This is a genomic window from Mesorhizobium sp., from assembly GCF_004963255.1.
In the GTDB taxonomy this organism is placed as follows: domain Bacteria; phylum Pseudomonadota; class Alphaproteobacteria; order Rhizobiales; family Rhizobiaceae; genus Mesorhizobium.
This window is the reverse complement of sequence record NZ_SUGA01000024.1, coordinates 31,527-49,011: the sequence shown is the minus strand read 5'-3', so window position 1 is coordinate 49,011 and position 17,485 is coordinate 31,527. Positions and strand designations below refer to the sequence as shown.

General features: G+C 61.7%; 19 protein-coding genes and 1 pseudogene. 9 read left to right on the top strand and 11 right to left on the bottom strand.

What is annotated here, in order from left to right; translation table 11 throughout:
• Positions 1-6 precede the first annotated feature (6 nt).
• From E5X34_RS22110 to E5X34_RS22100, 3 genes and pseudogenes are all read left to right on the top strand, one after another.
• Complete coding sequence (locus E5X34_RS22110; protein ID WP_292568881.1) at positions 7-1,221, top strand: TrbI/VirB10 family protein; 1,215 nt, start codon at positions 7-9, stop codon at positions 1,219-1,221.
• A gap of 12 nt (positions 1,222-1,233) precedes the next feature.
• Positions 1,234-1,503, top strand: coding sequence for a DUF2274 domain-containing protein (locus tag E5X34_RS22105; protein WP_292568879.1), 270 nt, complete (start codon positions 1,234-1,236; stop codon positions 1,501-1,503).
• A gap of 102 nt (positions 1,504-1,605) precedes the next feature.
• Positions 1,606-1,957: pseudogene (locus E5X34_RS22100) on the top strand (MucR family transcriptional regulator); the annotation flags it as partial.
• A gap of 78 nt (positions 1,958-2,035) precedes the next feature.
• Here the strand turns inward: E5X34_RS22100 and E5X34_RS22095 are convergent.
• Positions 2,036-3,871 carry a hypothetical protein gene (locus tag E5X34_RS22095; RefSeq protein ID WP_292568878.1) on the bottom strand — a complete coding sequence of 612 codons (1,836 nt, stop codon included), beginning with the start codon at positions 3,869-3,871 and terminating at the stop codon, positions 2,036-2,038.
• 961 nt (positions 3,872-4,832) lie between these two features.
• On the opposite strand from E5X34_RS22095, the gene E5X34_RS22090 reads away from it, so the two are divergent.
• Positions 4,833-5,165: a hypothetical protein gene (locus tag E5X34_RS22090; RefSeq protein ID WP_292568876.1), complete on the top strand. Its 333-nt coding sequence runs from the start codon at positions 4,833-4,835 to the stop codon at positions 5,163-5,165.
• Between the two features lie 126 nt (positions 5,166-5,291).
• Positions 5,292-5,630, top strand: a complete 339-nt coding sequence (locus tag E5X34_RS22085; protein WP_292568874.1) for a helix-turn-helix transcriptional regulator — start codon at positions 5,292-5,294, stop codon at positions 5,628-5,630.
• Between the two features lie 174 nt (positions 5,631-5,804).
• Here the strand turns inward: E5X34_RS22085 and E5X34_RS22080 are convergent, their stop codons facing one another.
• Complete coding sequence (locus E5X34_RS22080) at positions 5,805-6,032, bottom strand: hypothetical protein (RefSeq protein WP_292568872.1); 228 nt, start codon at positions 6,030-6,032, stop codon at positions 5,805-5,807.
• A 312-nt stretch (positions 6,033-6,344) separates the two neighbouring features.
• Here E5X34_RS22080 and E5X34_RS22075 point away from each other — a divergent pair, with 312 nt between their 5' ends.
• Positions 6,345-6,515 (top strand): hypothetical protein, encoded by a 171-nt coding sequence (locus tag E5X34_RS22075; RefSeq protein ID WP_292568870.1) that lies wholly within the window; start codon positions 6,345-6,347, stop codon positions 6,513-6,515.
• A gap of 682 nt (positions 6,516-7,197) precedes the next feature.
• The gene (locus E5X34_RS22070) at positions 7,198-7,443 is read left to right on the top strand and encodes a hypothetical protein (protein ID WP_292568868.1); all 246 of its coding nucleotides are present in this window, start codon (positions 7,198-7,200) and stop codon (positions 7,441-7,443) included.
• Between the two features lie 70 nt (positions 7,444-7,513).
• Here the strand turns inward: E5X34_RS22070 and E5X34_RS22065 are convergent, their stop codons facing one another.
• From E5X34_RS22065 to E5X34_RS22025, 9 genes are all read right to left on the bottom strand, one after another.
• The gene (locus tag E5X34_RS22065; protein ID WP_292568866.1) at positions 7,514-7,735 is read right to left on the bottom strand and encodes a hypothetical protein; all 222 of its coding nucleotides are present in this window, start codon (positions 7,733-7,735) and stop codon (positions 7,514-7,516) included.
• A gap of 911 nt (positions 7,736-8,646) precedes the next feature.
• A complete protein-coding gene (locus tag E5X34_RS22060) occupies positions 8,647-9,021 on the bottom strand; it encodes a hypothetical protein (RefSeq protein ID WP_292568864.1) in 375 nt (124 codons plus the stop codon).
• 366 nt (positions 9,022-9,387) lie between these two features.
• Positions 9,388-9,675 carry a hypothetical protein gene (locus tag E5X34_RS22055; RefSeq protein ID WP_292568862.1) on the bottom strand — a complete coding sequence of 96 codons (288 nt, stop codon included), beginning with the start codon at positions 9,673-9,675 and terminating at the stop codon, positions 9,388-9,390.
• A gap of 1,178 nt (positions 9,676-10,853) precedes the next feature.
• Positions 10,854-11,108: a hypothetical protein gene (locus E5X34_RS22050; RefSeq protein WP_366664899.1), complete on the bottom strand. Its 255-nt coding sequence runs from the start codon at positions 11,106-11,108 to the stop codon at positions 10,854-10,856.
• Positions 11,109-11,371: 263 nt separating this feature from the next.
• Positions 11,372-12,772: an FAD-dependent oxidoreductase gene (locus E5X34_RS22045; protein WP_292568860.1), complete on the bottom strand. Its 1,401-nt coding sequence runs from the start codon at positions 12,770-12,772 to the stop codon at positions 11,372-11,374.
• The gene (locus E5X34_RS22040) at positions 12,667-13,644 is read right to left on the bottom strand and encodes a branched-chain amino acid ABC transporter permease (protein ID WP_292568858.1); all 978 of its coding nucleotides are present in this window, start codon (positions 13,642-13,644) and stop codon (positions 12,667-12,669) included. The genes E5X34_RS22045 and E5X34_RS22040 overlap by 106 nt, the downstream gene beginning before the upstream one ends.
• Positions 13,641-14,549 (bottom strand): branched-chain amino acid ABC transporter permease, encoded by a 909-nt coding sequence (locus E5X34_RS22035; protein ID WP_292568856.1) that lies wholly within the window; start codon positions 14,547-14,549, stop codon positions 13,641-13,643. The genes E5X34_RS22040 and E5X34_RS22035 overlap by 4 nt, the downstream gene beginning before the upstream one ends.
• Positions 14,546-15,313 carry an ABC transporter ATP-binding protein gene (locus tag E5X34_RS22030; protein ID WP_292568854.1) on the bottom strand — a complete coding sequence of 256 codons (768 nt, stop codon included), beginning with the start codon at positions 15,311-15,313 and terminating at the stop codon, positions 14,546-14,548. The genes E5X34_RS22035 and E5X34_RS22030 overlap by 4 nt, the downstream gene beginning before the upstream one ends.
• Positions 15,310-16,098: an ABC transporter ATP-binding protein gene (locus E5X34_RS22025; RefSeq protein WP_292568852.1), complete on the bottom strand. Its 789-nt coding sequence runs from the start codon at positions 16,096-16,098 to the stop codon at positions 15,310-15,312. Before E5X34_RS22025 ends, E5X34_RS22030 begins: the two co-directional genes overlap by 4 nt.
• Before the next feature lie 167 nt (positions 16,099-16,265).
• Between E5X34_RS22025 and E5X34_RS22020 the strand changes: the two genes are divergently transcribed.
• Both E5X34_RS22020 and E5X34_RS22015 read left to right on the top strand, forming a co-directional pair.
• Positions 16,266-16,994, top strand: coding sequence for a GntR family transcriptional regulator (locus E5X34_RS22020; RefSeq protein WP_292568850.1), 729 nt, complete (start codon positions 16,266-16,268; stop codon positions 16,992-16,994).
• Between the two features lies 1 nt (position 16,995).
• Positions 16,996-17,484 (top strand): DUF3830 family protein, encoded by a 489-nt coding sequence (locus tag E5X34_RS22015; protein ID WP_292568848.1) that lies wholly within the window; start codon positions 16,996-16,998, stop codon positions 17,482-17,484.
• The last annotated feature ends 1 nt before the right edge of the window (position 17,485 follow it).

Here is a 17,485-nt window from a genome sequence, read left to right as displayed (position 1 = left end):
ACGCCCATGACTGAGACGTCCCATTCCACCGCTCCGCCGAAGCTTGATCCGGCGCAGCTGCAGCTGCGCGCTTCGCCTCGTCGCGCTGTGCGTTTCAGGCGCGGCGTGATCGTCGCGATCGCGGCGCTCGGATCCGGCGCAATATTCGGTGTCACCATGATCGCGCTGAGGGGGCCAGCTCTGCGCATCCAAGGCTTGACGGAAGACCGCTATAACACCGAACGCAAGCCGACAGCTGAGGGTCTCGATAGCCTGCCCAAGGACTATTCCGCGATCAAGCCAAAGGCGCCTGTGCTTGGACCGCCGCTACCGGGCGATCTCGGCCGCCCCATTCTTGAGCGGCAACGCCAGCTCGGCATCGCGCCCGGGCAGGAGGTTTCCGCGGAAGAGCAACGGCTCGCCCAGCAGGCGATTTCGGCGCGCGAGTCGCAAGTCATGTTCCGGATCGATAATCGATCGAAGCAGGCCGATGCTCCGGACACCGGGCAAGCCCGCCAGCAGCAATTTGAAGCGCTTCCGCAAACCGGTGCCGCCGGCACGTCAGCTTCCGTTGCAACAACCGAGGGCGACCAGAACAATCAGCAGCGCAAAGTGGATTTCATCAGCCAGCCAGACACAAACGGGATCTACAATCCGCATGCGTTGCAAACGCCAGCTTCACCCTATCAGCTCATGGCCGGCAGCGTCATCGCGGCAAGCCTGATCACAGGGATCAATTCCGACTTGCCCGGGCTGGTCGTTGCGCAGGTCACCGAGAATGTGCACGACACCGTCACCGGCAGCACCTTGCTCATCCCGCAAGGCTCGCGTCTGATCGGCACCTATGACAGCGTCGTCGCCTTTGGGCAGAAGCGTGCTTTGCTGGTCTGGCAGCGAATAATCCTGCCCGACGGCTCCTCGATCGAAATCGACAATCTGCCGGCGACAGACACCGCCGGTTATGCGGGGCTTGAGGACAAGGTGGATTTCCACACCTGGCAGCTGATCAAGGGCGTTGCGGTGGCCACGTTGCTGGGCATCGGCACTGAGTTGAGTTTTGGGGACAATGAGAGCGACTTGGTCAAGGCAATCCGGCAATCCACGCAGCAGAATGTCAGCCAGGCAGGTCAGCGCATCACGGAAAAGAACCTGAATATTCAGCCGACGATCACGGTTCGCCCCGGTTGGCCGCTGCGCGTGATCGTACACAAGGACATCGTACTTCGGCCGTACGCCGGATGAAAAGGAGGGCTAATGGCAAGCCTGAAATTAGGAAAGCTTCCCGATCGGACACCTTCGAAGATCACTATCACCGTCAGCGCTGACCTCAACCAGGCCCTGAGCGACTATGCGGCTCTTTATCGTCAGACCTATGGTGAGTCTGAGACCGTGGCCGAGCTCATTCCATTCATGTTGGCCGGATTTTTGGAGAGCGACCGAGCGTTTGCCAAGGCCAGAAAGGAAGGTTTGCCGGCCGCCGGCGCTTCGGAAAAAACGCGACGGCAATCGGCAGACCATGCGTAGTGCGCGATGTGCCTGAGGTGGGCAGGCTTGAACCTGGTCACGCTGCCTTCAGCCTCTGCGATGTCCGTTGGATACAGGCTAGGCTTTCGTCTTACGCTTCGACCGGTGGCGTCTCTTCCCGACCTGATTGCTAGCGTGAATTTGTCGCTGGCGAACATCAGGCAGCCTGTCGCGCCCGAGCAGCCGGCCCAGGAGCCTGCGGTCAATCCGAAGCGATCGGTGTTTCCGGACTACATCATCTTCGAGGACGGGAAGAGGTTCAAATCGCTGAAGCGGCTCTCAATATGCATTGCGGGCTCAGCCCCGATGAGTACCGCGAGAAATGGGGCTTGAAGGCGGACTACCCATGGTGACGACGAGCTATGCGGCCACGCGCTCGGCGCTGGCGAAGTCCAGCGGGCTGGGCAGGAAGCCGCGATCAACGCCAGTCGCGCCAGCTAAGCGAAAGGCGTAGCCTCCTTTATTCGTCCCGCCACACGACCCGCTTCTCCATCGGACCGAGACGGAACGAGCGCCTGCCACGAACAGGGGACTAGTAATAGGCTGGGATGGTAGTGACGGTCTCCTCCAGGAGCTTCGCCTTGATCTCCTCAGCCGTTAGGTCGGGGCCGCCCGAAATCAGATCGTGCTTCTTGAGCCACCAGATCGGTATCTGCTCGGCGTCGCAATAGGCCAGGTTAGCCTTGATCTGCGTTCGCAACCGCTTCAGTTCCGGCAAGGTGATCACTGTGCTGGTGACCTGGTCGAACCTCAGCCGCACCACGCCGATGCTGGTGCGGACCTCGACTACTATCGGTTCGGCGAGTTGTAGCGAGCCTGGCCCGTCGAGCTCGAGCTTCGAGGGCAGCGCATTATCGCCGGGCACGAAGGTGAGCCCAGTGCTGCCGTCCGTGGCAGGCATGCGCACGGGAATGACCCTGTCGACCGATACGGGCGCCGTGCCGGTCGACGTGAGTTCAGCCTCGGCGTGCATGCTGATCGAGCCAGCCGGGTCGGCGTCGAATGCCTCCAGCGTAGAGTAGCCCAGCACCCCGCACGACACGAACGGAGCATTCCGGGCGAACCGAGACGTGGTCACCTTCAACTCGCCTGGGCTTAGGTTCGTCACGTTCCATGTGCCACCAACGGCTACCGCCTCGGCATCGGCCGAGAAGGTCGTTATCGCGCCGGGGAGCGCGCTCGGTGCCGTGAACGGAATGCGGGCACGATATTGAAAGCGCGCGATATCCTCGACCGTTGTACCTTTGGGAAGACCATCGATCCCGGAGGCGATCTCGGCGACTTTGTGGGACACCTCGTCGAGCAGCACGCCGAGCACCTCGTTGAGCACGATCGCCGCCAGCCAGCCGGCGAGCGGGACGAACGCTGCGACGAAGCCGGCGATCACGGCACGAATCCCGTCGGCAAGGTCGTCGGCCGCGGAGGCATCGATTTCGACTACTATCTTGCCGGCCTCGTATCCGACCGAGATCCCGAACGTGGCGGATACGACATTGCCAAGCACCTCGACGCCGTCCTCCCATACATTCAGATACGGTGTGATTGTGAAGGAGGCGCGATCGCCGTGGCCGGAATACTGCACATCGACAGTCCGCACCCGGTAATGGCCGAGCGCCTGTGTGAGCCGCCCCCATATCTCCGTCTGGATCGTGAGGCTCAAGTCCCCTGGGAGTGCGACAACGGCCCAGTCGGCGCCGCCGAGCCTCTCTGTGATGGCGCCATTGTAGAAGTCGGTCCAGCGATAGGGATTGCCATCGTTGGCCACCTCGGCACGGATGACCAGCGCGTTTCCCGTCGCGTCGAGGGCAATCCCCTGGTTCCAAAACTGCAGGCCCTTGGCGAGCGTGTCGGAGAGATCTATCTTCAGAGGCTTCGGGTTGAGAAGCGATTTCAGCTTGTCTATCGCCCATTGCTTCGGGTCGACGACGCCCGCGATCGACGGGAGCGAGATGCCGACCTCAAGGTCGCGGAACCTCGTCTCGAGCGCCAGTACGCCGATCGAGGACTGCTTGACCTCGAGGTCAAAGACGAGCGTGCCGTCAATGGTCACGTCGGGAGTCGCGAGGCGGTTCGGCTGTGCTGCGATGTTGGGCTCAGCCGTTATCTCGACGGTAACGTCGACAGCCAGCTGCGTCTGCCGAGCGTTGATGTCGTTGTAGCCGGGACCTTGGTCCTGGCCGGCGTTGACATGCAATAGGCGGTAGGACGCCATCACGTCGCGGCGGAGGCTCGCGGCGCTGTAGCGCACCCGCTGTAGCTGCATGCCAAGGTAGGGGTCCGGGAGCGGGCGCGGTGTCGCCAGCAGCGTCTGGAGCACCTGGTCGGTGAACTTCTTGGCGCTGACCTGGAGTTCAATCGTTGAAGTCATGACAACATTCCATCTGCCTAGAAGCGGTCAGCCGTGCTGGCTTTATGGCGATGGTGCATATAAACAGGGACTGCATCCGTCATCTGAGTACCCCCGGATAAAAGTTACTGGGCCTCTATATTGGAAATGTCAGGTCGGGATTATCGCGGGTACGTGATCACGCGAAATACACATTAGCAAGATCGTATATTTATTCTCGTCCGAGACCTTTGGAGGATTGGTGAACAACGCATTAAGATGATCCAGGGCATCCTACTCGTCTCGCCACACCACGCGTACGACGGCGAGCAATTCCTGTAGGAGCATGACCGGATGTCTCGTCATCAATTCGTGAATGAACTGGAAATCACGGCCGACTACATCGCTGACGCTTCACACGCGGATTAGCAGGTTCTGCTCAGCCGGGCCGTGCTGCTGCTCTGCACTCATGACCGGAGGCGGCTATGCCAAGCGACCATCCCGAACAGCCACGGGTACGCCCATCCGTAATCGACATAAGACTGCTCGCCGTGTCGAGGGACACGATTGAGCGGTGTCGGCAACTGCTGATCGAGACCCAGCCTCAGATCGATCCCCACCGGATGATTAATGCTGTACGCTCAGGGAAGCCGTTTCTGTGCCGTTTCTGCTGAAATCCGGCAGGGTTACTCGAACACGGGACCCCACCATTACGATGTGCATTTTCTGATTTGTTCCGCTGGCTGGCAGGAAAGGGCAGAACAGAGCAAAAACATTATCCGCCATCTCGAAGTCTAACCCTTCGAGTACCAGGCCACCGGTTTCATAGAAGGCCGGTGTCGGCGTCGACCACCGACCAAGTGCCATCGGGTCGCTTTCGATTCGAAGCGCTCTTCGGACATCGACGACCAGTTTACATGCAGACTGCCCCTGTAGAAAGTAAGCGCCTCTTACCGTCATAACGAGAGGCGCCAGTGCGGTCTGGCGCTATTGGCAGCGAGACATGATCGGCATGGCGGCCAGCCTCCTGATGGCCGCCCTATGTGCTTATGCATTGATGCTCTCTCCGGCCCGCTCAGAGCCGGCCCAGACCCCCATCGCTCGCTGCACGAGTTTCCTACGCGCGTTCGAGCTCCCGCTTCATGGTGGAGTGAAATACAGGCTCACCAAAGTCACCGAGCATGGCGATCCGCCGACTGTGACGATCGAGTTCGACACCCGCAACAAATTGCGTGCTCCAGGTCGATCGATCGGCTCCTGCGAGTTCGACCGAGATCGGCGTCATATCAGTTTCTATATGTTCGACGGACAGCGAAGCCAGATCATTTACGACTAGGAGAGGCACGTTTCCCTCTTGCCGCTGTCTTAACCATCCAAGGCCCGAACTGCCCGGCGTCGGCAAGTGCGAGAACATATTAGCCGATGCTTGAGAACCAATATCCCGCTCCGGCATTGTATCCCTATGGACAACCGGGACTTACTCACACCAGAACAAGCAAGAGCCGCCAGAGCTCTGTTGAATTGGTCGCGAGTGCGCCTCGCTGCCAAGGCCAACCTTAGCGAGATGGTGATCAGCGAATTTGAAAACGGGGTTAGAAAACCGAGGCTTGATAATGTCGCCGCTATCCGCCGGGCTTTGGAGGGCGCGGGAATTGTCTTTGCGGTTGACGGTAGCCCGTCATTGGTGCGCGCCGAAGAGCAGACCGGTGGTCGCGAGGCCGGCAATAGAAATTGGCGTCGCCGGGAGAAAAGACGCGCCCGGCGAGCCTTAGCGAAACCGGTGGAATGTAACCAACCGTGATCTTCATGCAGCCTCGCTAATGTAGCCTTCGCTTCGGCCGACTGTACCCCTACACCGAGTCGGCTAAGGCCCAGCGGTTCGACCAACGCACCCCAACGCGCGGAGCTGTCGGGCCGCTGTGTGTTGCGGTCGAACATGCCCCTGCGGATCGTGCGGCGGGCCTATCGAGGGGCGTCAGGCTCGCAAGCGCCTTTCGGCGTCGCGGAAGAGAAGGCCGATTTCGGCTTCGGTCAGTGTGATCTGATAGCGCTGTTTTGATTGCTTCGAGTAGATGTCGTCAGCAATAATCGAGACGGTCACATCGCCGTTCTCATCGATCTGAACATCGTCGATCTGGAGTGGCGCCGAGTATATGCATTTCGGCGTTCCTAGCTTACGCCCAGGCTGAGTAGACAATCGCATGCGAAGAGTATCCCCTTGCCACCAATTCGGCCGATGCAAAATTGATGCCAGCAATTCGGTCCCGAGATGAGACAGGCTGTGGGCTACTCACACGTTCGTCCTTATGGATACGTGCCTACTATTTCGGCAAAGGGATATATTTGCGCGAGCCGAAGTCCCCCGGTTAGGCCCGGCGCTCACTGGCCTACCCCGTCAGCGTGCCGGGCCGCTTCCGACCTCCGTCGCCGACTGCGGATGTACCAGCGGCGACGGAGGAAGCCCTTGGGCCTAAGGGTATGGCGTCCAGCCATTCCGCTGCTCCGGCGTCACAGCATGGTTTGTGAACTGCAGGTTCCGATCGTCGCGGCCGGCGGCGCGGCACTCGTGGCAGTAAATGATTTTCAGCAGATCCCAGTGGAGGCAGGGCTGGTCCGGCCCGAACCGGCGGACGAGCTCGGCTACGTCAAGAACCGCACGGCGCTGACAGCCGAAACAGTGGACTGACAGGCCTGTGCCGGCGGCCAGTTTGCCGCCTAGTGTGGCTTCCGAAAACGGATATTCCTTACCCATGGCGATCCTCGTGCTGAAAAGGGTCGCCGCACCAAGAGCCGATATAGGAAAGCTCCTGACAGCCGCCAAGAACGCAAGGGGATAGATGGACCGTCTCGTTCCTACTATTGCCCGCGCCTCTTTGCAGCCGTTTTGGTCGGCTTTGGGTCTCCCGGGCTAAACGCGCTTCCCTCAAGCGCGCTGTTTACTTTGCGCGTTCCTCCCGCTCCACCCGCAAGATTTCGTCAGCCGCTCGCCTTGCGCGTTCGTGCCGGTCCTTATCAACCTGACGGATCATCTCGGGATCTCCGGCTCTAAAAATCTGAGGAAAAACGCTCCGCGAAGCGGGACGTTCTTGTACCCACGAAGCAGGCCGCGCTGTTTTCAAAGCGACGTTGGGCTTTTGCAGGCCTTTGTTGCCCCAGCCGAACTTCGCTGCAGTTCGATTGGGATAGAGACGCAAGCTACCTTCACATGACAAAGAAAAGGCCGGTCGCCAATGACACACAAGCGACCGGGCCGTAGATGGGGTCTACCAAGGGCGATCGGCCCGGAGGGGAGATGAACCGCTCATCGTCGAAACTCGCCGAGTTCAAAACGGTTCCAGAACTTCTGCGGAACATTTTAGCTAAAGCGAATGTTTGTTCGTCATGGAGACCATCGACATAAGAGCGAGTGCCGGGCAGCGCTGCGCCTGATCCGCGCGACGATCGAGGAGCACTGCCCGCCAGGGGTGCTGATGAGCGAGGACCAGGTGAACGGCCTTTATGGGCCGACGCTGCTCGACGAAGCCGAGGCACCGTCGGTGGCGATTGTCGCCACCGTGGAGCGACTGAGTTTTGAGCCCCGAGATATCCCTCCAGCGCCGAGCATAAAGACGTAAGTTCCCCCTCATCAGGGCGCCGGAGCTGACTGCTGCTCTGGCCTGGGATGAACGGAACACCAGGTGCCGCCTAGCTCGCCCGGCGGTAAGCCTGCGTGGTCCGAACCGCGTCGAGCAGTTCCTTTTCCGTCCTCCGACCGCCCTCGAACATGTTGACCAGTGGCAAGGCGGTAGCTTCAGCGTCCGGGGAACCCGGCTGGCAACCGCGCTCGTGGCACAGGAGATCAAACACGCGCTTCAGCACGTCGAGGTCTTCTGGGTAAAAGGCTTTAAGCGGCAGGTACCGTTGCATCCCTCAGTTCCCGTTGGGGGCGAGAGTGCGTTGGTCGCTCTCAAGCAGCGGAGCCCATAACATAGCCGCCGACCAGCGCACCTTGGCGGCTCCTGACCAGACTGTCTATTGCATTGATGTAGCGGCTGAAATCTTCGGCAGGCATTACGCTAAAATGAAAGCTTGCTATCCGGCAGGATGTTGGATCAGCACGGCGTATGCGAGGCCAACTAGCAGGATGAGCACAAGCCCAGCAACGAGGATGCTGATGGCGATCCAGAGGCGTCTCGATTTCCTATCGGTGTTCACTCTGCCAGCTGCCCAGTTTAGTGGCGCAAGGCGACAAAAGGCCGCCGCCGAAGCCCGCGGGTGAAGCGGGTCTCGGCCCCGGCACTTGGGCCAAGAAAGTAACCATGCGCTCACAGACGGCCGGGCGCGCCTACAAATGTTAAGACCACGCAGGCTGTTAAGACCACGCAGGCTGCGGTCGCGCCGCTCTCTACATCCCCTATAGTTCGGCAGCCGCGGCCCCGGATATATCGTTCTACACAATCCTCAGTTGGTGGACTCGCGCGATATATCGGCAGCTAGTGTTTGCCCCCGTGAGGCCAGAAGGAGGGCAATGCCTGCGGAAATCCGGGAGGAAACGATGTCTGCGAAGAAAGAAGACTTTCGCACGAACAGAGCCGACTATCTCCTTGCCGCGAAGAAAGGTCGATGGACCGCCGAAGCTCGCAATGAGTTACTGGCAAGGGAGATGTGCCAAAGAGACTGGCGCTTAGCCGCACTCGCTGCAAATCCGTGTAACAGCTTGCCGGAACCGAGGAAGCCAAACCGCCCGGTCCGGTAGCCAAACATCACCGGCGAGTTTAGCAAAGGGGCTTGGCGCGCCATTCGCGCTGTCCGCATTCCTGCGCACGGGTTCTGCAACGTCAGGTCATTCGACCACCGCAACCGGCAGCCGGGATGTTCTTCATCCCCAGGCTCGAGCAGTCCTGATTAATGGTCGAGTTGCCCGACCGCTGGATGGTGTCGGCGATGACCTGCGTGCAGCCGTTCACGCCTGAGAAGTTGCCGAGATAATTGACCTGCTGCTTCGGAAAATAGATGGCGCCGGTCAACAGCGAGTCCGCGGTGCCGTTGAAGGTGCTCTGCGCAGCCGTTCCCGTCCTGTCGCCGTAGAACAGCACGCCGGAGTAGGTGTCCGAGGTCGGCGCGCTGAGGTTGACGGTGGCGTTGCCGTTGATGCTGACGGTGTTGCTGCCGGACGCCGTTAGTGCAAGGGGCGGCGCAGGTGATGACTGCACCCGCGTTGATCTTCAAATTTCCCTGGACGACATAGGTCCCGGAAGAGAGCGCGACATTGCTGTTGAGGTTCATGCCGCTGCAGTAGGTGCCGGCCTGGATTGTTTGCGTCGTCTTGTTGCCGTTGACATTCTTGCATCCGCCGGTGCCCGCGGGCGCCGGCAGGCTCGCGAACGGGTCAGAAGCCGGCAGAGCCTGGGTGATCGGCGACTTGCAGACCGTGGTCACCGGATTGTTCAGCGAAACGCCACCAGCAGTAATCAGGCAGTCGGTCTGCAATCTTGCCGATCCCTGCACCTTGATCGAGTCACTGGCGATCGAATCCGACATGACCGAACAGCCGTTAAGCTTGACGCTCGCGTCGGTGATCAGCGCGACCGCCACCGCCTGCTCGGGCAATTCGTCTGGGTGAATATGGAGGTGAACAACCGGTCGAGATTCTGGTTGAGGATCACCTCCACCGCCTTCTTGGCCATGTTCGGTCCCGAGGTAGGCGGCGCGTTGACGACGATGGTGCCGCCACCCAGTCCGTTCGAGGCGGCCGATATCGTGGCGGCGGCGGTGATGGTCGCCGTATCGGATCCCTGGATCTTTTCACGCGCGCCGGCATAGGCGGCCGCGTCCGCGATCGCCTGCAGCTTCAGGCTCGAATCCAATAAGACGTCTCGACACCCAACCCCGCGCCGCCGACGACGATCGGCAGGGTGAACGCGAATATGGTCGCGACATTGCCGCCCTTGCCTTCGCAAAAGCGTCGAATGAAGCGCGGCTATGACTGGACCTGCCGCTTCGCGGAACTCGCGGGCGAGGCCGGAGCGATCTATGCCGGGAGCTTCATCTCCTGGGGCGAGCGGAAGCCCGATGAGGGGCGTGAGGCAGAGGAGACTGAAAGTGACCAGCCCCGGCTTAGTCGAGAGCGGGTAAGGCGCTCTGAAACTCAGCGCCTGATGAATTTGGCCCGGCTGCTATGTGGCCGGGCTACTCCGCTTGGTTAACGAGCTAAGAGACTAAGGTCTCAAAACGCCACGCATAGGTCCAAGTTGGTTTGCTGGCAGAGTATGGTTGCCGTAACGTCAACACTGCGCATCCATTTCGGGTGGCAGGGTGAAGGGGCATGTTCATGAGGTTCGTAATTTCTGTTGGCGTTGCTATCGTACTGGCCATGGCTGGCGCTGCCGTTGCGAAAGAAAAGAAGGTGGCGGTAAAGCAGGGCGTGAGCGTGTGTTCCGCAGGCGCAGACGGTAAGACCCCGAAACTTGATTGCAAGTCGACAGGTACTGTTGTGCAAGGATCGGATGGGTCCCAAAATGCGCTGGAGCCGCGATTGGGTTATAGTTCCAGCCCGTGGTTCGTTTTGTCCGGCTTCTGAATAGACGACCGGTTAAGGGACGTTTGTCGGTACGGCTCCTAATGTGGCCGGCCATTTTTCTGCGTGGGACGGAACGTGAAGTCGGCATCCTGGTTCTCATCTCAGGGCCTAGGCATTCCCCAACAGACATGGCCCCTTCGTCTCAGGCAACCGACTGCTTTGATCCCCAACCCGCCCGCAAAGAGGTCGGTTGCCGCCTTCGATAGGACTAGCGTCGCTGGGGGTGTTGCCCAACTCCGGCTTCTGTGTCGTAGCCGTTTCGCACATCGGCGAGCGCCTTTGGATGCGGCGCCCCGCGCGCCGCAAACCCGGCCAGTTCTTCGAAACAATGCTCGTGGCGGAAAGACAGTCGTCATCGCCACGCCGCGCTTCCGAAGACTGGCACAAGACCGTCCCTGAGGAGGCGAAACCGCAGCAGCAGCGGCTTCCGTATTAGGCGAGCAGCCCTGCTTACCTACAGCAGTTCTACCGAGGATCGGCTATTGGCGCGGACAGAGCCGGTGCGTCCATTGGCGGAACATGCGTGTCGATGTTCATGCTCACTTCCGTCACCTGTTTGCGGCGAAGGGCCGTGACATAGTCGTGCGGTCCCTTCGGTGACATCACGAAGGCTTGTGAACCGCCGATGATGGATTGGACGGACATAAGCAAAACGAGCCACTTACGAGAGTGCAAAAATCGCACACGAAAGTTCTGCTTCTCTTCTTTTTTCGTTCTCATGGCAGAGCCGCCGACAGTCCTTTTCGGACGCACCTTTGCCGAATTGGCCGCTCGGTCGAGGACATTCGCTACGATGTCCGCCGGACCTTAGTGTCCGGTGCGGCGTGCGGTTTGCCAGGGTTTCTGGAAGCTTCTCGAGCTCCCGAATTGCGGCTGCTCATGGGAAGGGTCGGATATTGGGACCGGTTTTTTTGGTGTCGAAATGGTCGATGGCTTGAATTTTGCAGTGAAACACAATTTAGGGTTTTTGATCGAAACCTGTCCTAACCAGTCCGATCAAGCCAGTCGCGCAACATGCTCCAGGGCAGCAGCATATTGGGCGCGTAGCGTAGCAAGCCGTGAAAGCGGATCGGCGCCGGCGGGGCGAATGGCAGCGGCAGGTCGCGGGCTTCTGTTCCAGCGGCCCAGTCGGCGAGCACCTTGCCCATGGCCGTGGTCATGGCGATGCCGCGTCCATTGCAGGCCCGGGCCGCCAACAGATCTGGGCCAAGGTCGATCAGATGCGGCAGGAAGTCCGGCTCAATGGCGGCGATCCCCGACCAACTGTACTCGATCGGCGTCAGGTCGGAGAGTTCGAGACGCCTCACCAGCCGCCGCCAGATTGTGCGCGGCACGCGTCTGTCGGCGCCCGCGCTCACTACATGCATGCCGCCGCTGATCAACCGGTTCTGGGCGTCGAAGCGGAAGGTGATGAGGTTTCGCTTGGTATCGGAGAACCCGTGGCCTCCGGGCAGCAGGCGCTGACGCGCCTTCGATGGCAGCGGCGCCGTCGCGATTTGGAAGACCTTCAACGGAAAATAAGTGCGCTCCAGAGTCGGGTTGAGGGCTCCGCCATAGCCGTTGGTGGCAATCAGCACCTTGCCGGCACGCAGCGAACCTGAGGGAGTCGTCAACCTCCAACTGTCGGAGGAACGGTCGATCGATGTGACGCGCGTGTGCTCAAAAATTCGCGCACCGGCGGTTTCGGCCGCTTCGGCCAGTCCGCGCGCGAATTCGACCGGATTGAGCACGCCGCCCGAGCGATCCATCCAGCCGCCGACATAGCCTCGCGCGCCGGTCAGTGCCTCGGTCTGCTGGCGGTCCAGCATCATCGCAGGCCTGCCGCGCTCCGCCCATTGTTTGGCGCGGGATCCGATTCTTTCGAGAGCAGCCGATGAGTGCGCCGCTTGGATCCAGCCGTTCTGGACCGCATCGCAGGCGATGTTATGCCGCCCGATCAGGTTGAACACGAGGTCGGCGCTGCCCGCGGCGACCCCGATCAGCCGCTCGCCGCGCTCCGCGCCGAGATGCGCCACTATGGCGTCCGGATCCATTTTGGCGAAATTCGGTACGACAAAGCCTGCGTTGCGGCCGCTGGCGCCCCAGGCGATGATTTCTGCTTCGAGCACAGCTACCGAAAGACCTTTGCCGGCCGCGTGCAGTGCCGCCGACAGGCCTGCAAAGCCGCCGCCAGCAACGGCGAGGTCGACATCGAGGCTATCTTCCAACGCCGGCCGGAGGCGGTGGTCTCGGCTGACCGCATGCCAAAGGGAAAGCGCTTCTTGCCCCCCCATTGCGTTCAGGATCCGCTTTCGCTGGCGGTGGACTTCGTCAGCTTGCCGAAACGCGCTCGCCGTGGCCGCTCCCCGAACAATCCGTTCGGCCGAACCAATAGGATAACGCACAGCATCACGCCGATGGCGACGATCTGCAGAGATGCGGCTCGCGCCTGCTGTTCTGGCGCGAAAAGCACACTAGTGAGCGTGCCAGAGCCCGCCCATATCGCCCAGACCAATACACTGCCCGCAATGGCGCCGGCGTTGCTCCCGGAGCCGCCGACGATCAGCATCACCCATACCTGGAAGGTGAGGATCGACAGGTAATTGTCGGGTGCGATGAAGCCGATGAAATGCGCCTGCAGCGCGCCGGCAAGTGCCATGATCGCGCCGCCGACGGCAAAGGCCTGGACACGATAGAAGCGTGCGCTCTTGCCGAGCGAGATCGCGGCGCGCTCATCTTCGCGCAGCGCTTTCAGGACGCGGCCCCACGGACTGCGCGTCAGATGTTCGAGCGCCAGATATGCGGCGAGCGTCACCGCCGAGACAATGGCCAGATTTGACAGGTTGAAGAGCAGTGGCGTTTCGGCGAGGCCGCCGAAGGGTCGCGGGATGAAGCCGATGCCGAACGGGCCGCCAGTGAGCTTCTGCGCGTTGAGCGCGACCAGTTGCACGACGACCGCGACACCGAAAGTCGTGATTGCCAGATAATCCGATCTGAGCCGCAACGTCGCAATGCCGGTCAGCGCGGCGGCAACCCCGCCAACAAGCATCGCCCCCAGCCAGCCGACGAGGATCGGCAGGCCGAGGCCGCCCAGCCCGGCGGGGTCGTCGGGAGTGGTGAGCAGCGCGGAGGTGTAGGCTCCGATGGCGACGAAGCCGGCGAGACCGACATTGAACAGACCTGTCAGACCCCATTGCAGGTTGAGGCCGAGCGTGACCAGCGAGAAGATCAATGCCGTCGTCAGGAAGAAGGCGCCGTAGCCCACCAGATCGATCATCTTTCACGCACCCCGAAGAGCCCGATGGGGCGCACGATCAGCACTGCCATCAGAATGATGAAGGAGACCGCGGCGCGCCATTCAGCGCCGATCAGCTGCACCGCGCCGGCCTCGGCGAGGCCGATGATCAGACCGCCGAGCACCGCGCCCGGAATGCTGCCGATGCCACCCAGTATGGCGGCGGCGAACATCGGCAACAGCATATCGAAACCCATCAGCGGACGGATCTGGACCAACACGCCGATCATCACGCCGGCGACGCAGGCCAGCGCTGCGCCGATGACCCAGGTGACGCGCACGACGCTGGCGACGTCGATGCCGGCGATGCGGGCAAGCGCCGGGTTCTGACTCATCGCCTGCATGGAGCGGCCGGTCTGGGTGCGTGTCGTCAGAAGATGCACGGCCAGCACTAGCGCCGCGGTCAGAATGAGGAGCGCGATCTGATCTGGCGTGATGCGGATGCCGAACCCGACTGGCATCGCGATCTGGATGGCGCGACTGAAATAGGTCGGGCGCGAGGTAAAGATGAATTCGAGCAGGCTTCTGAGCGCCATTGAGGCGCCAAAACTTCCCATAACCGCAATGATCGCCTGCTCCTGCTTGCGCAGTCGCGAAAACAGCACCTTGTCGAGCAGTAGCGCGAGCAGGGCCGTGAACGCCGCGCCGACGACCAGCGCGACGATGAGCGGCCAGCCGAATGACAAAGGCGCGATCGGCGCTACCTTGCCGAACATGGCGGCAATGGCGCCGACGACAGTCAAGGTCGCATAGGTGCCCCAGGCCATGAAATCGCCATGGGCGAAGTTCGAGAAGCGCAGGATGGAGTAGGTCAGCGTTACGCCGATGGCGCCAAGTCCGATCATCGAGCCGGTGAGCAGCCCGTCGACGACGAACTGCAGGCTCATGCCGCGCCTCCCGTCTCGGTGTGCCGTGCGCTGTCCTTACGGAGCGGCCGCTGGCCAAGATAGAGCTCTGCGATGACCGGATCGTCCCATAGAGTCGAGGCGGCCGCCTCATGCCGTTCCTTGCCCTCGACCAGCACGTATGCGCGATCGCCGATGGCGAGCGCTGCCTTGGCGTTCTGCTCGACCAGCAGGATGGTGACGCCGGACTTGCGGATGTCCGAAAGCATCTCGAACACCATCGACACGAATTTCGGCGACAGTCCGGCCGAGGGCTCGTCGAGCACCAGCACCTTCGGATGGACGATCAGCGCCCGCGCCACCGCGAGCATCTGCCGCTGCCCGCCCGAGAGGTTGCCGGCACGGGTCCGCCGCTGGCGCAGAAGGTCGGGGAAAGCCGCGTACATTTCTTCGATGCGGGCAGGCGCTAGGCGCCGTTCGAGGATGCCGCAGGCGACCTTCAGATTGTCCTCCACCGACATCCGTGGAAACACGTTCTCAGTCTGCGGAACGAAGGCAAGGCCGAGGCGGATCATGATGTGGGCCGGCGCCGCGGTAATGTCCTGGCCATCGAGCAGCACCTTGCCCCGGCTGATGGGGACAAGGCCGGCGACGGCCTTGATCAGGCTCGATTTGCCGGCACCATTCGGCCCAAGCACGACGACGATCTCGCCTTTGTTGACGGTGATCGAGGCGCCGCGCACGATCGGCACGCCGGGCTCGTAGCCGGCTTCGAGATCGCTGACGACCAGCACGGTTTCGTTCATGCCGCGCCCCCGAGATAGGCGTCGATGACACGCGGGTCCCGCGCCACCTCGTCGGCGGTGCCCTCGCACAGCAGGTCGCCGCTCGCCATCACCAGCACGCGGTGGCAAAGCCGCGTCACCATGTCGATATTGTGCTCGATCAGCAGGAAGGTGATGCCGCTCTCGTTGATACTGCGGATGCGGTCGATGATGACTTCGAGCAGCGTGGCGTTGACGCCAGCCGCCGGCTCGTCGAGCAAGATGATCGCCGGATCGGCCATCATCACGCGGGCGAGCTCGAGCAGCTTGCGCTGGCCGCCGGAAAGCACCCGTGCCGGCTCGCGCGCCAGGCGGGTCAGCGAGACGAGCTCCAGCAGCTCGGCGGCTTTCTTCGCGGCGGCTTTCTCTTCGGCGGCGACCCGCCATGGGGTGAGGAAATTGGCAAGCAACCGCTCGCCGGTCTGCCCTTGCGCGGCAAGCATGACGTTCTCGATCAGCGTCAGGTTGGGGAGCGGCCGTGGAATCTGAAACGTTCGCCCGAGGCCACGTCCGATGCGGCGATGCGCGGCCTCGCCGGAAACGGGCATGCCGCCCAGATAGATCTCGCCGCTGGATGGCAGAATGCTGCCGGCAAGCAGGTCGAACATTGTCGTCTTCCCCGCGCCGTTCGGGCCGATCAGGCCCAGAATCTCGCCAGGGCGAACATCGAACGAGACATTGTTCACGGCAACGAGCCCGCCGAAACGCCTGACGACGTTCTTTGCCGCCAGCACCGGCTCCTGGGTCCCAGACCCGTGCCGTTTCACTGTCTCTCCCATCAGTCCCTCGGGTCTGAAGCGTTTATCGTTTCCTGATTTTGATATGTGATCACACTTGCTTTGATCACGCTAATCAGCTTTAATTTTCTCCGCAAGCCGAAAACAGGCAGGTCCGCCAAAAAGGATCGTCAGAAAAAGGCTGGAGTCGGGAGCGCATGCACAAGGCAGCCGTGGAGCGGAACAATGACGTTTTCGCCGCGCAACTTGTGCCGGTCGGCCGCGAGACGGTGCAGGACCGCGTCTATTCCGAGCTGCGCCGCGCTCTGATCGGCGGCCTGTTCGAGCCAAGCCAGGTGCTGACCATTCGCGGCCTTGCCGACGCGCTGGTCACCTCGACCATGCCGGTGCGCGAGGCGCTCGGACGGCTGATCACGGAGAAAGCGCTCGAGGCGCTGCCCAACCGCTCGGTGCGCGTGCCGCCGATCACGCTGGAGCGGATCGACGACCTGCTGCGCGCACGCATCCTGATCGAAGGGGAGGCGATCTCGCTCGCCGCAACGCGCATGGGCCCGCGTGGCATCGCGACCGTCGAGGCCCTGCTGCGCGAATGGGACGAGGTCCGGGCGCTGAAGCAAAAGAAGGATATCGATCGCGAGGTTACGCTCAACCAGAGCTTTCACTTCGAAATCTACCGCGCCTGCGGGTCCGCCGTGCTGATACCGATGATAGAGAGCCTTTGGCTGCAATCCGGTCCGTGCATCCGCGTCGCCATCTACGCCTTTTCCGAGGCCGGCGAGGTGGACACCGCGCATTACCATCGCAGCATCGTGGCAGCGCTTGCGGCGCAGAATGCACAAGCCGCGCGCGAGGCATTGGTGGCCGACATCAGCCGCCCCTTTGCCTTCCTTCGCGACAAGCTGCAATCCAGGGCTCGAACGGAGTGACATGACAAAGGCCGCCATAAAGATCACCGAGCCGCGTTCAGGCCTGTCGGCGACGGCGCTGCTGCTGCCCGAAAAGGCGCCGGGCAATGCTGCCTTTCTCTGGGGCTATCTGGAGGAGCCCCGCATGGTCGCCGGCATCCACGCGATGTGGACCGGTCCTGAAATCTCCTGTCCGGTGCCGTCGCCGCATCTGGAGGGCCAGGCCTATGCCCAGCCCTTGCCGGCCGAGAATGCGACGCTGACGCCCCAGCCCGGCGACATCGTGCTCTCCTATGTGCCGCCGCGCATGTGGGGCGGCAATCCGAACGCGATCTTCGACATCGGTCTGTTCTACGGGCAGGGCGCGCGGCTCTTGTTCCCGATCGGCTGGCTCGCTGGAAGCGTCGTCGCGCAGGTGCTGCCGGAGCAGCGGGAACAGTTCGCCGCCGCCTGCGGCGTCATTCGCCGCAATGGCGCTTGCGACGTCACCTTCACGCGAACGGAGATCTGAA

Excerpts from the sequence above, each read along its gene's own strand:
- E5X34_RS22110 (WP_292568881.1), top strand. The coding sequence starts at position 7 with ATGACTGAGACGTCCCATTCCACCGCTCCGCCGAAGCTTGATCCGGCG.
- E5X34_RS22105 (WP_292568879.1), top strand. The coding sequence starts at position 1,234 with ATGGCAAGCCTGAAATTAGGAAAGCTTCCCGATCGGACACCTTCGAAG.
- E5X34_RS22095 (WP_292568878.1), bottom strand. The coding sequence starts at position 3,871 with ATGACTTCAACGATTGAACTCCAGGTCAGCGCCAAGAAGTTCACCGAC.
- E5X34_RS22090 (WP_292568876.1), top strand. The coding sequence starts at position 4,833 with ATGATCGGCATGGCGGCCAGCCTCCTGATGGCCGCCCTATGTGCTTAT.
- E5X34_RS22085 (WP_292568874.1), top strand. The coding sequence starts at position 5,292 with ATGGACAACCGGGACTTACTCACACCAGAACAAGCAAGAGCCGCCAGA.
- E5X34_RS22080 (WP_292568872.1), bottom strand. The coding sequence starts at position 6,032 with ATGCGATTGTCTACTCAGCCTGGGCGTAAGCTAGGAACGCCGAAATGC.
- E5X34_RS22075 (WP_292568870.1), top strand. The coding sequence starts at position 6,345 with ATGGTTTGTGAACTGCAGGTTCCGATCGTCGCGGCCGGCGGCGCGGCA.
- E5X34_RS22070 (WP_292568868.1), top strand. The coding sequence starts at position 7,198 with ATGTTTGTTCGTCATGGAGACCATCGACATAAGAGCGAGTGCCGGGCA.
- E5X34_RS22065 (WP_292568866.1), bottom strand. The coding sequence starts at position 7,735 with ATGCAACGGTACCTGCCGCTTAAAGCCTTTTACCCAGAAGACCTCGAC.
- E5X34_RS22050 (WP_366664899.1), bottom strand. The coding sequence starts at position 11,108 with ATGAGAACGAAAAAAGAAGAGAAGCAGAACTTTCGTGTGCGATTTTTG.
- E5X34_RS22040 (WP_292568858.1), bottom strand. The coding sequence starts at position 13,644 with ATGATCGATCTGGTGGGCTACGGCGCCTTCTTCCTGACGACGGCATTG.
- E5X34_RS22035 (WP_292568856.1), bottom strand. The coding sequence starts at position 14,549 with ATGAGCCTGCAGTTCGTCGTCGACGGGCTGCTCACCGGCTCGATGATC.
- E5X34_RS22030 (WP_292568854.1), bottom strand. The coding sequence starts at position 15,313 with ATGAACGAAACCGTGCTGGTCGTCAGCGATCTCGAAGCCGGCTACGAG.
- E5X34_RS22020 (WP_292568850.1), top strand. The coding sequence starts at position 16,266 with ATGCACAAGGCAGCCGTGGAGCGGAACAATGACGTTTTCGCCGCGCAA.
- E5X34_RS22015 (WP_292568848.1), top strand. The coding sequence starts at position 16,996 with ATGACAAAGGCCGCCATAAAGATCACCGAGCCGCGTTCAGGCCTGTCG.